The 12,379-nt window shown below is 36.0% G+C and carries 10 protein-coding genes; 7 read left to right on the top strand and 3 right to left on the bottom strand.

The genetic code is table 11. From position 1 onward, the window contains the following. Nucleotides 1–3,030, top strand: a complete 3,030-nt coding sequence (locus tag EHQ70_RS07810; protein WP_135585160.1) for a PAS domain-containing protein — start codon at nt 1–3, stop codon at nt 3,028–3,030. On the opposite strand, the gene EHQ70_RS07815 is transcribed toward EHQ70_RS07810, so the two are convergent. After that, nucleotides 3,027–3,884 carry a DUF6544 family protein gene (locus tag EHQ70_RS07815; protein ID WP_135585505.1) on the bottom strand — a complete coding sequence of 286 codons (858 nt, stop codon included), beginning with the start codon at nt 3,882–3,884 and terminating at the stop codon, nt 3,027–3,029. The two genes, EHQ70_RS07810 and EHQ70_RS07815, sit on opposite strands and share 4 nt — an antisense overlap. Nucleotides 3,885–4,241: 357 nt before the next feature. On the opposite strand from EHQ70_RS07815, the gene EHQ70_RS07820 reads away from it, so the two are divergent. The 3 genes from EHQ70_RS07820 (at nt 4,242) to EHQ70_RS07830 (ending at nt 6,477) form a co-directional block, all read left to right on the top strand. Then, the gene (locus EHQ70_RS07820; RefSeq protein WP_135585162.1) at nt 4,242–4,634 is read left to right on the top strand and encodes a VOC family protein; all 393 of its coding nucleotides are present in this window, start codon (nt 4,242–4,244) and stop codon (nt 4,632–4,634) included. A 67-nt stretch (nt 4,635–4,701) separates the two neighbouring features. Beyond that, nucleotides 4,702–5,562: an AraC family transcriptional regulator gene (locus tag EHQ70_RS07825; RefSeq protein ID WP_135585164.1), complete on the top strand. Its 861-nt coding sequence runs from the start codon at nt 4,702–4,704 to the stop codon at nt 5,560–5,562. Between the two features lie 75 nt (nt 5,563–5,637). Next, a complete protein-coding gene (locus tag EHQ70_RS07830; protein WP_135585166.1) occupies nt 5,638–6,477 on the top strand; it encodes an SGNH/GDSL hydrolase family protein in 840 nt (279 codons plus the stop codon). Between the two features lie 147 nt (nt 6,478–6,624). On the opposite strand, the gene EHQ70_RS07835 is transcribed toward EHQ70_RS07830, so the two are convergent. Both EHQ70_RS07835 and EHQ70_RS07840 read right to left on the bottom strand, forming a co-directional pair. Further along, nucleotides 6,625–7,113, bottom strand: a complete 489-nt coding sequence (locus tag EHQ70_RS07835; protein ID WP_135585167.1) for a hypothetical protein — start codon at nt 7,111–7,113, stop codon at nt 6,625–6,627. A gap of 65 nt (nt 7,114–7,178) precedes the next feature. Then, nucleotides 7,179–8,597 carry an NHL repeat-containing protein gene (locus EHQ70_RS07840; protein ID WP_135585169.1) on the bottom strand — a complete coding sequence of 473 codons (1,419 nt, stop codon included), beginning with the start codon at nt 8,595–8,597 and terminating at the stop codon, nt 7,179–7,181. Nucleotides 8,598–8,855: 258 nt separating this feature from the next. Here EHQ70_RS07840 and EHQ70_RS07845 point away from each other — a divergent pair, with 258 nt between their 5' ends. From EHQ70_RS07845 to EHQ70_RS18680, 3 genes are all read left to right on the top strand, one after another. Continuing rightward, complete coding sequence (locus EHQ70_RS07845; RefSeq protein ID WP_135585171.1) at nt 8,856–10,436, top strand: methyl-accepting chemotaxis protein; 1,581 nt, start codon at nt 8,856–8,858, stop codon at nt 10,434–10,436. 112 nt (nt 10,437–10,548) lie between these two features. Then, the gene (locus tag EHQ70_RS07850) at nt 10,549–11,742 is read left to right on the top strand and encodes a diguanylate cyclase (RefSeq protein WP_135585173.1); all 1,194 of its coding nucleotides are present in this window, start codon (nt 10,549–10,551) and stop codon (nt 11,740–11,742) included. Nucleotides 11,743–12,021: 279 nt separating this feature from the next. Continuing rightward, on the top strand, nt 12,022–12,345 hold the full coding sequence (locus EHQ70_RS18680) for a hypothetical protein (protein ID WP_244288257.1): 324 nt from the start codon (nt 12,022–12,024) through the stop codon (nt 12,343–12,345). Nucleotides 12,346–12,379 lie beyond the last annotated feature (34 nt).

Below are 12,379 nucleotides of genomic sequence, written 5' to 3' on the forward strand. Positions count from 1 at the left end.
ATGAAAACTTACGAAGGTATTAGTTTAGAAGAGGCCATCCAGAAAATTGCCGAATTGGAAAAAATCCTCGAAGAAAAAGAACAAAATACCTACAAAACCTTTTTTGACCAAGATGAAGAAGCCATTGTTGTTTTTGACATCCAAAGTCGATTATTCACAGATTGTAACGCCAAACTAACAGCAACACTCGGATTCACCAAAGAAGAATTCACAAAACTCTCGGTGATGGACATTAGCCCCAAATACCAACCTAACGGGCAATTGTCGGAATCTCTCGCCAGACATTATATTGACGAAGGTTTTAAAAAAGAAAACATTCGTTTCGACTGGGTTCACCTTAACCATAAAGGAGAGGAAGTTTTTTGTGAAGTTCGATTGTACAATTATACAACTGCTAACGGCGGTGCTTTCGCAAGAGCGGTGATCCAAAAAAAAGACCAAGTAATTCAATTACAAAAAAAATTAGAGCAGAAAGAAAAACTTTTATCCAAAGTAACGCAGACTCTACCTGGGATCATCTATATCCAATCCATGGCGACAGACGAGTTTCTTTATTTGAACAATACATTAGAAACACAACTGGGTTATAAAGTTGATTCTATTCTAACTTTGGATTTTTTGATCAAAAATATTTTGTATCCGGATGATGTTCCACGAATCGAAGAACATGCGAAACGAATGTTTGTGGAAAAAAACACAGATATTTATGAAATCGACTTCCGAGTTTTTCACAAAAACGGGAATATTCATTGGCTTCGTGTTTGGGAGACAAACTTTTCTTTTAACGCCGAGGGAGTTCCTACCGAAGTATTGGGAATTGGTCAAGATATCACCAGTATCAAAAATATTGAATTTAATCTTAAAAAACAAAATGATCTTAGTGAAGAAATTCGCCGTACGTCAAAATCCGGTGTTTGGGAATGGACAGCCACAACAGATCAAATGTTTTGGACACCCGATTTATACTTCTTGTTATGCACTGATCCCAAATATTACAAACCAACCAAACAAAAGTTAATCGATTTTTTTGTTCCGGCTGACCAACAAATCATAGCTAATGCGATCAAAGAAGCAGAGATAAATTTTGAACCCTTTGATTTAGAATTAGAGATGATGGTTAAAACCAAATTTTGGGTTCGCATCCAAGGAAAAGTAATCACCGACTCCAATCAAATATTCAAAATCATAGGCAGTATAGAAAATATAGATGATTCAAGAAAAAAGAGACTCGAACTTTTAGACAATGAATATCGATTTCACAAAGTGGCTGACCAAACTGGACTAGTTATTTATGATTATGATGTAACCACCGGGAAAATCATTTGGGATGGAGCCATTAAATCTGTATTAGGTTACGAAAAAGAAGAATTTAACTTATTCGATATCCATGGTTGGGAAAACCTGCTTCATGAGGAGGATCGTCTGCATACAGTTCAGGCTTTACAGGAATCTATTGCAACGAGAACTCCTTATAGGGCCTACTATCGAATTCGAAGAAAAGACGGAACTTTTGCACCTATCGAAGAAAGAGGTGCTTTTTTATCAAAAAACTTTTCGGAACCTGGCCGCCTTGTCGGTGTATTAGAAAATGTTTCCGCACGAGTAGAATTTCTCAAAACAATTGAGACTAAAGAAAAAAGATTTCGAAACTTTTATAATTTTGCAAGTGAGGCCATTGTCATCACAGAAGAAGATAAAATCTTAGATGCCAATCTTGCTTTTCAAAAATTATTTGGTTATGAAAAATTTGAAGATATTACAATTTCTAGTTTGATTGGAGATCCACTTTGGATGGGATTATCCTCCAAAGAAAAAAGTTTTTCTGCTGATGGGCACAAAAGAGATGGGGTTTCGATTCCTTTACAAATCAACAGAAAAGACTTAGGTGATGGTAGATACCTATTATCTTTTATTGATTTAACATCAATCCATGAAGCAAACTCCATTAAACATGCATTAAATGATATCCAAGAAAGAAACGATCGAATCATAACACAGAAAATTGAATTAGAAAAAGCCTTAGAAGAATTAAGACTTACACAATCACAACTAATCCTAAACGAAAAAATGGCTTCTTTAGGCCAGTTGATTGCTGGAATTGCACACGAAGTGAACAATCCTTTAGGTGCCATCAAAGCATCTAGTGAATTGATTTTAAATAAAATCAAAGACCAGATAGAAAGGCAAAACCAAGTCATTCATTTTCTAAATCAAAAATCTCCAGAAATTAGAAATACATATTTCGACTGGCTCCTATCTTCTTTTAATACAAAGAACCACATCCACGGCTCCATATCCAGAAAACAAAAAAGAGCTTTAGTCATTCATCTAAATGAACTCGGTTGTAAACATTCTGAAGTCATTGCAGAAGAGGTTATCGATTTAGGAATCCAAGATTCTTTTCATAAAATCGAATATCTTGCAAATGAAGATGACTTTTTAGAACTATTCAATTACGGACTTGATTATATCCAAGCTGCCCAATATTTAAATTCAACACTTGAATCCATCCAACGAGTTTCTAAAATTTTATATGCACTAAAAAACTTTGCACATTTCGATAAACTAGGTGCCAAAGTAAAAGCTGATTTAATTTCCAATATTGAAACCGTTCTGACTCTTTATAACAATCAAATCAAAACGGGAATTACTGTAACCAGAGATTATCCCGAGAATCTATCTCCTATCTATTGTTATCCTGATGATCTTATCCAAGTTTGGACAAATTTAGTTTTTAATGCAATCCAAGCAATGAACTACAAAGGCAAACTAATTGTCCATGTGAGAGAAAAAACCTCTCCCATCAATCACAATCCTTTGGTGGAAGTTACCATCGAAGACAATGGATGCGGAATTCCAGATGATATCAAAGAAAGAATATTTGAGCCTTTTTTTACCACAAAAGAACTAGGAGAAGGAAGTGGCCTTGGCCTGGATATTGTTCGTAGAGTGATACTAAAACATAACGGACATATTGAAGTAAATTCGAATCCAGGAAAAACTACTTTTACAGTATCACTTCCACTTTAAATTAACCCTTTTAGATTGTATTCCACCGTCTTTAAGAAAAATTTTCCGTAAATATAATCTCCTTCCGGATAATTCCAAATGGCTTCTCCGTAAGTAGGTAATTTAATTCCATTAAACTCTTTATAATCACGAACAGGAGTTGTCCAACGTGCCTTACGCAAACTACCATCATCCTGTAAAGCAGATCGATCCTCCGATACAAACTTGATCAGTTCTCCCAATTCATTAAAATATAACATTGCAGATACTTGGTATTTACCATTTTTAAATATCACCTTGGCAGATAATTTGTCCACGGGTGCCCAACGAATATTTTTATGGATTAAGGCACCTGGTGCAAACAAACAAAGATCGTTTAACACGGTAACAGTTTCTGTTTCGGAGAGATTTTCTCCCTCCAAATCAACGGCATTAAATAGGGAAGCGACTCGAACAATCATAATCGCCTTTTCTTCCGAATAGGAATGTAAAACACGAAAAGGAACACCCATCTTACTTGCTTTCATAAAAAAATAACGAGAAGGATGATTAAAAAAATTATATTGTTCGGAGGAAGCATCCATAGGTTTTGTATTCGGACTTTGGTACATCAATTCATCAAATACGATTCGCATATTTTGAACTTGTGGTTTCCCAACTACCCCCGTATACAAAAGATAATTTTGGACCGGAGATGGCAAATTTTGGATATCTAGTTTTGTTAGAACTCTACTTTCCTGTAACGGTTGTTTCAAAAAATCAATTTCTACTTTGGAATTAAAGGAAGTCTGGATCCCGTTACATCCAAAAAATAAAATCAATATCCATGTTCGCAAAATATTAAAAAACATTCTTTTGGTTTCTGATTGGTTCATCTTTCTTGTTCCCGCAAAACAGATTCGTAAATTACTCAATGGTTACTGATGGAAACTGAGAAAGAAAAGTAAAAAATTGATTTGAAATCTTTAGATTGATTCTATATTTTCACTGCACCAAACAAAACTTTTTACTCATTTTGGTTCCATCATCACTCTTGTGATCAAAACCTTTGTAGAAATGTATTTTTTCCGGCTCCACAAAGAAGCGCAAGGGATCGTAGCGTAAATCCTTTGCGAAGCAAAGATTGCAGCGGAGAGCACGGTCGCACTCGTGCGATGCGCAAAAAAAAGCAAAAACGATCCAATCGATAAAGGAAGTTTCCTGTATACTAAGTTCAATCAAAAGGAGAGAATATGAAATTTCAACAAATCCACACGGGAATCATTACAGAGAAATTAATCGAAACAAAAAACTTTTACGAAAAATGGTTAGGGCTAACCACTAAATTCGAATCGGATTGGTTTATTTTGTTATGTTTGCCGAATAAGCCAGAAGTGGAAATTGCAATCATGAAACCTAACCAAGAACAGGTGAGAAAATCTTATTTTCAAACTCCTTACCAAGGAAAAGGAATTTGGTTTATCTTCGAATCAAAAGATGTAGAAAAAGATTTTGAAGAATTAAAAGAAAAAAAGGCGCCGATAGACCTTCCTCTCACTACCGAAGAATGGGGAGATGTTCATTTCACATTGATTGATCCAAATGGGATCGGAATTGATATTGTCCAGGAACGAAATCCAGATTAAAATTTAGAAAGACAAATGGGAACAGACTTTCTTTTCTTAGTTTTAAACTTAAGAAAGGAAGTTTCCGTTGCCACAAAAACCCGACCCCTATCCTATTTGGAACCTACTGGAAGGTAAATTGGATGATACTATTGGCCTCGGACAAATTGCTTTTTTTACGGGGTATAGTGACTGGCACTTCCATCGGTTGTTTAAATCCATCCAAGGAGAAAATGTAAAAGAATACATTCGCCGGTTACGATTAGAAAAAGCTGCATACGAATTAAAAATCACAAACTTCCCAATTTTAGAAATTGCCATCGAAGCAGGTTTTTTATCTCATGAAGCTTTTTCCAAAGCCTTCAAACGTGTGATAGGAATCACACCTTCCGAATTTAGAAAAAAATACCAAAAGAAAAAAACAATATCAAATAAAGTCCACCAAACATTGCCAGATGGAATTTCAAAATTTGGATTCCAGAAAAAAACAATTTCCACTTTTTCTATTGCCTTTGTTCGCCATATAGGAAGTTACGAAGAACTGCCTGGCCCCATCGCAGGGAGTAATGAAGTAAAACAAATCCAATCCTTGATACAGAGTTGGAACTCATCCTATACAAATCATAAATGGATTGGAATCAGCCAGGATGATCCAGAAATTTCACCAAAAGGAAAAATTCGATTTGATCTTGGAATCACAGTTGGGTCTCTTCAAAAAAAACTAATCCAAGGATTTGGAGTTCAGTCCATTCCCGGCGGGAAATATTTACAAATTCGTTACCAAGGAAAGTACCAAGGTCTACCTAAAATTTATGATTGGATTCTAAACGATTATACAAAATCGAACTCATTGAAACTAAAGAACCAACCACCTTGGGAATGTTATTTGAATCCATTGGAAAAGGATGATGATAAACGTTTAACGGATATATACATTCCTCTAACATAAGGGATTTTATTTTTTCTCGTTCGTTTTTCAAATTTTGCTTTCACCTTTTTGTTTTTTTGCATAGGATCAAGTCCCATGAAACTATTTTCAAAAATTTGGATCCTTTGTTTTTTTGTATTTGAATCTTGTGTTGTTTTCCAAGCAACAAAAGTTCCGGCAAACAATCTCAAGTCGGCTGTTGAAACTAATTCTATCAAAACTCCGAAGGTTGTTTTTCTCGGAGATAGTATCACTCACGGGCGAGTGAGTTATGACTATGTAGATTCTATTGCCAAAAATCCAAATTTATCAAATTACCAAATAATTAACGAAGGAATCAATAGTCGTTTGACAGTTCAAATTTTAGAACAACTCGAAAATTTAAAAAAACTGAATCCAGATTATGTTTTTCTTTTGATTGGAACAAATGATTTAAAAGCAACGTTATCGAGCGAGGAATACGATCGTTATGCGAGTCTTTGGAAACTAAAAGAGCCAGTCACAGAAGAAAGTTTTGTAAACAATCTCACAAAAATCATCCAAACCATTCAAAAAGAAACAAAAGCTAAACTGATTGTGTTTTCACCACCTGTTCTAGGCGAAGATCCAAACTCAGTTCCTTTCCAAAGGTCAAAAAGGTTTGCCGAACTGACCAAACAAGTTACCACAAAAGAAAAAACCATCTACAAACCACTCCATGAGACTTTATCAAAAGGACTGGAAGAATCAAAACTAAGCTCTCGTAAACCATACATCCAAAGCACTTGGGCTATGTATTGGACCATTCTGAAATACTATTCAACGACTGCTAGTTGGGATGATCTCGGAGATTCCAACGGATATTATTATTTAACAGACGCCATTCATTTGAATGCACGTGGTGGAAAGATTTTAGAAGCCATGGCCTTAGAAGAAATTTTACCAAAGAAGAAATAGTAGAAAGACCATCCGTAATATCTTTAAAGATTCATTCATATCTGTAGATATTACTATTTTGATCTCTGGACAATGATCGGTATTTCAGCAGGACGGTTATAACGAAGAGGAACGAACGATCAACCTAAACCTGCTGGTATCAAAACATCATCTTATGAGTTTGGCTATATTGATTTGATACAATAAAAACAGAACCATTATCATATTAGAAAAAAGGATTAGACCAACAAATATTTTAATCTTTTTTGCTGTGATCTCCCCAGAAATGCCGCCATCTCGCACCCGAATAAGACCCGGATGTTCTATTAAAAACTCAGCTCCCTGCTTAAAATAAATCCAATAGAACGCAAGCAACCAAATTACTAAAATAGAAATATAAAAGATAATGATAAAAGGATTAAAAGTGTTTAGATATAGATAATCAAATAAACCGGTTGTATATTGGGACAAATTACCAATACCTACAATGACCCAAGGAATATTTCCATAAAAGATAATTCCTTTCACTAGTTTATCATACCCAGGTTCTAACTCTGGTTTTGCTTTTATGTATTTTTGGGATCTAAATTTTAAAACAAGTGCATTGAAAACTGTAACAATGATAAACACAATCCAAATATGATTAAAAAGAATCATTCCTCACTCCTTAAAGAAATAATTAAAAAATCTTTCCTTAAATGGAAATTTCAAGGGAACAAATTTTAATACATAATGACACGGTTATTGATACTATCTGTAATAAAGATTCCTTCTCCATTAATGGATATATTTTGAGGAAAATTGAGACCAGTTGCTGATAAACCGAAACTGCTAAGCGTAAAACTGCCATTCCCCGATTGTCCAAAAACTTTTGATGCCGTTGTGTTGGTTCCTGAATAAAGTAAAACTCGATTATTGGTCGTGTCAGCAATCCAAACATCTCCACCAATTGCAAATACGCCCCTAGGTGCATTCAAAGTCCCGGCGCCAATACCTCCATTATTTGCTAAACTAGAGGTAAAGTTGGGTTGTCCATACACGCGAGTGGCGGTAGTGCTTGTACCTGGATAAAATAAAACTCGGTGGTTTCCTGTATCAGCAATATACAGTCCATCAGAACTCACAGCAACACCTTCTGGTGAGCTAAGTGTAGTGGCTGTACATCCAGAAGTGTTTCCAATAAAACTAGTTTGGCCATAAACTCGACTGGCACTATAACTTCCATTGGGAAAATAAAGTACACGGTGATTTGAATTATCTACTACATAAAACCCTTCGTTGTCAGCTGCCATTCCATATGGCCCCGTAATGGTATTAACAGCTGCGGAAGTTGGGGAGGCGGTGGTAAAATCGACTTGGCCATACACCCTTGACGCAGTATTATTTGTTCCTTCAAAGTATAAAACTCGGAGGTTATTTAGGTCACCTATGTACAATCCAGAAGAGTCTTTGGCAAGCCCTAAAGGAAATGCAAAGTTGGAACTTGTAACGTGGGAAATATTTTGATTAAAGTTTAATTGGCCGATCACTCTGGAGGCAGTGGTATTTGATCCAGAAAAATATAAAACACGTGTGGCTGCAGAATCCGTTATATAAACGCCTGAATCTTCAGCAATGACGTAATTTGGAGAGGCCAAAGAGTTTTCTGTTGTAGGTGAATTATTGGATGAAGTGAAAGATCCAAGTTGTCCATAAACTCGCTTAGCGGTTGTTGTATGACAAATGATTAAGACATTGGTAATACCTAGTACTACGGTTCCCTCTGAACCTTTGTGTATGACACAGGCGATTGTCTCTGGTTGTTTTGCAATGGACAATGTATATTTTGAACCGAATCCACTTGCGAGCGGAATGGAAAAACTGGTGGCGCCTGGCGGAACGGAAAGTTCGGAACCGGTACTAGTTCGAAGCACCATTCCCGACGTGGTAAGGCCTACAATGGAACCACTTAGAGACAAGGCCGTCGATACACTACAATGGGGAGAAAAGTCAGCTATCGCAAACTTTAAAAGGATTGAATTTAAAAATTCATTGGAATTCGAATCGCATGAATTGGATAATTCTGATTTGTTACAGGAAAAAAAACAGAAAACAATCACAAGTGTATAAGCAAAAAAACGATTCACCACAAATTGAAACATTTTCATTTCCTAAATTCCAAGCAAGTATAAATCTCTTTTACGTAGATTAGGTGGTAAATTCAAATCTTCTTTAAAAAATCAAGTTTTGAAAGATCAACGGATGAGACCTTGCTCTGATTTCTACTAGTTCCATCCAAGAAAATAAAAATATAGCTTTTTTATCGCCAAAGATAACATACATCTTGTTACAGTAGAACTGGATAGATGCCGATTTCTATTACAATCGCCACCGCCGCTATCCAGTGAGGAAACTAGGGAATGTCCGCAGAAACAAACGAAATCAGTCGATTTGAAAGAACTCTCTTTCGTAAAGGTATTTCACTAATTGTGTACACAAAGTACGGATTGAGTGCTGTTTTCCTTTTGGGAGTGGCTGCCAATGTAGCAACAAAAAGTTTTATACCCAATTTCATAGGATCCCTAATCTTTTTACTCAACGGGCTTGTTCCTGGTTATTTTTTAAGGAAAGGAAAAGAAATTTCTCGGCTTTGGGCTTTCACCATTATTTTTATCGATTTGTTAATTCTAGTTAGTTTTTTCTATTTAGACGTTTATAATAATTATGCAAAAGGTGATGCAAGTAATACCATTAACGCTGGTATTTTTTACATCATTTTTGTTTTTATTGCCATCTATTCTAGTTTTTTATTCGAATCAAAACTTGTGATGACTGTGGGAATCATTTCCACCTGTTTGTATTTAGGTGGAATTTATTTATCAGCCAAACTTGGTGCAGCCCTCGTTGCCAAAGCCAATCCAGAAATGTTACGAGCCAACAATATCATTATCGCAACGGAAGTACAAAAGGTTATTTTTTTCTTTGGTGTCATCTTTAGTTTACGATTTGTGGTAGCCCTTATCAAAGAGATGCAATCAGACTTAAAATTAAAACTGAAAGACACGTTAGAGAAACAAGTTTTTATTTCTAACAAATCTAGCCAAATGGAAAAGTCTGCAATTACTCTTGCGGCGTCTGTTGATACCTTACAATCAATGTCGGATGAACTACACAACCAGTCGCAGAACCAAGCCGCATCCGTAGAAGAAATATCTGCATCGGTAGAAGAGCTCTCCTCTTCTGCAGTGAGTTCCGCAAACTTAGTAGAAGACCAAGTAGCAAGAGTCAAAATTGTTGACCAAGATTTTTTATCGCTTCAGAATATAAGTGAAAGTGTAAAATCAAAAACAACTCAAATTGCAAAAGACGTAAGTATCTCTGCTGATTTTAGCAAAAAAGTTAAACTATCTTCGGAAGAACTCAATACGATCTATTCTGACTTAAACAATGCATTTTCCAAAGTAGAAGAAATCAACCAAATGATGTCAGAGATTGCGGACCAGACCAACTTACTAGCATTAAATGCTTCTATCGAAGCCGCTCGGGCAGGAGAACATGGAAGAGGATTTGCAGTAGTCGCCCAGGAAGTTGCAAAACTTGCCGACCGTTCTCAGTCCAATGCGGGGACCATTGCCAAAATTGTAAAAGAAGCAGGTCTTAAAATCAATGAAGGCACCAGGTTTTCCAAAGAAGTAAAAACCCAAGTAGAAAGCCAAAATGAGGAATTACTTCGTATCGAAAGCGAAATTTTGAGTTTAGAAGGACATGTCACCGAACAAGAAAATCTGAACACCAAACTGAGAGTTACCTTTTCCGAACTCCATGTTTTGTCAGAACAAATTGGAGTGATTGCCCAAGAACAAATGTCTGGTAGCAAAGAGATCAACCATGCGATCACGGTCATTGATGAAACCACGCAAAAATTGGCAGATTCCGTCCAACTCCTTTATGAAGAAATCAATGAGATTCACTCGCAATCCAAACAACTAACTTCCACATAAGGGATTTCCCTGTAGCTAAACAAAGTTTTAAGAATAAACCTGTCTTTACAACAAGTAGTGTTTCTAAAATCTTGGGAAATTGTAGGAAATAAATTGCTCATCTTAGCGTGTCATGTTGAAATCTAAACAAACCAGGCTACCCGGCCAACGAATCGAAGATACCATCATGGCAATTTTGGAAGAGGATCCCTGTCATGAAGAACTTTTACTCCAAAAGATCAAAGATGCACAAATCCATCATCTAGAGGACTCTCAAATTTGTTCTGCTATATTAAAAGTCCTTACATCTTTAGAAATTTCTGAGAATGATTCAGTCATAACTTGGCAAGAAATTATAGATAACAAAAATAAACTCACAAATTGTATGGGCCGCGAAGTCGGCATTCGAATCGCAACTTTAGATTATTTTACAAACATCAACAAAAAAATCAGAAATCCAAAAATCATCGAAATGAAACTGTTCGCTGATACCGAAAAACTAATCTTAGTTGATGAACTTACAAGATTATACAACCGAAGACATTTTGAAACCGCACTTGTACGTGAATTTAAACAATCTACAAGATACAATCAAAACCTAACATTGCTGATTATCGATATTGATGATTTTAAAAAAATCAATGATACTTACGGTCACACTACTGGTGACGAAATTCTTTCCAAGGTTGCAAAACAAATCACTTCTTGTTTACGAACAGAAGACACTGCCTGTCGTATTGGTGGTGAAGAATTTGCTGTTATCTTTCCACAAACAAATGAAGAACAAGCTCTCATCGCTTCTGAAAAACTATTAGAAGCCTGTCGTACCATCCAACTTAGCGGAAGGTCTGTCACTTTGAGTGGGGGAATTGTATCCTACCCTGAAAAAGTTAAAAATTGTGACGAAATGTACGATTTAGCTGACCGTGCTTTATACACCGCAAAACAATCTGGAAAAAATCAAATCGTAGCTTATTCCAATGAAAAAAGAAGTAGTTTGCGTTTTGATGCCAATTTAGAATTACTTTTTATTCTTCCCGACAAAACTCTTAAAACAGTTTCTAAAAACATTTCTGTGACTGGAATTGCCTTTGATACAGAAGACGATATCAATTTAAACGAATCCTTTGATGTCAAACTTCGAGAATCGGAATCAAACCAAGAAATTGATGCCAAAATCAAAGTGATTCGAAAAGAAGAAATAGGAATCCACAGGTTTCATATGGGAGCCGAGTTTTTAGAACTTTCACCCGAAAACCAAACCAGGCTAACGGATTTGTATGCTCTACACCGATACAAATCAAAAATCCCTTTAGTAATCATCTGAAGATGAGGTGGTTTTCCACCTACCCCCTTTATATAATTTTTAATTGCCAGATCTTCCGATAATAGTTTCCATTCTATCGTGTTCGGATTTTATCTTAGTTTCTTCTGGATTTTGATCACTTTATTTTCGTCTGCGTTTTCGTGGCCTACTAGCCTTATCCCTCCTCTCCAATTTTTGTTTTGGTGGAATTTTATATTTTCTGCGTTTTGGTTGGTTTTGATTTTTATAGTGGTCTTCGGACTTTTGGGTTTTCTGCTTAGAATCCCCGTACTTGGAATTTTGTTACAAGGCATCCGAAACCAAGTCACTGAAATTGGATGGGCTAAATTTTTAATCAACCGAATCACTGTTTGGTTGCTTAGCCAAACACTCATCCTCTCTGGATCTTACGTTTTTGTTTACAGACAACTTACCGAATCATGGATGTACACTGCTGCCCTGATGACTATTGTTCTTGGTTATTTCATCAAACAAAATTTTTACAAACCATTGGCCAGTCTTTCAGGATCAAAAAATGTTTTTATCTACCGTGGCCAACAAGGCTCTGGTTTTCCAGAAAATAGGGATCAGTTTCCACAAGAAAAAGATGTAACTCCCCCTTAATCTAGAGGAGATTTTCGCCAAACCAATAAAAAAT

The organism is Leptospira congkakensis, assembly GCF_004770265.1.
In the GTDB taxonomy this organism is placed as follows: Bacteria; Spirochaetota; Leptospiria; order Leptospirales; family Leptospiraceae; genus Leptospira_A; species Leptospira_A congkakensis.

Coding starts and splice junctions, on each gene's coding strand:
- EHQ70_RS07810 (WP_135585160.1), top strand. CDS start 1: ATGAAAACTTACGAAGGTATTAGTTTAGAAGAGGCCATCCAGAAAATT.
- EHQ70_RS07815 (WP_135585505.1), bottom strand. CDS start 3,884: ATGAACCAATCAGAAACCAAAAGAATGTTTTTTAATATTTTGCGAACA.
- EHQ70_RS07820 (WP_135585162.1), top strand. CDS start 4,242: ATGAAATTTCAACAAATCCACACGGGAATCATTACAGAGAAATTAATC.
- EHQ70_RS07830 (WP_135585166.1), top strand. CDS start 5,638: ATGAAACTATTTTCAAAAATTTGGATCCTTTGTTTTTTTGTATTTGAA.
- EHQ70_RS07835 (WP_135585167.1), bottom strand. CDS start 7,113: ATGATTCTTTTTAATCATATTTGGATTGTGTTTATCATTGTTACAGTT.
- EHQ70_RS07840 (WP_135585169.1), bottom strand. CDS start 8,597: ATGTTTCAATTTGTGGTGAATCGTTTTTTTGCTTATACACTTGTGATT.
- EHQ70_RS07845 (WP_135585171.1), top strand. CDS start 8,856: ATGTCCGCAGAAACAAACGAAATCAGTCGATTTGAAAGAACTCTCTTT.
- EHQ70_RS07850 (WP_135585173.1), top strand. CDS start 10,549: ATGTTGAAATCTAAACAAACCAGGCTACCCGGCCAACGAATCGAAGAT.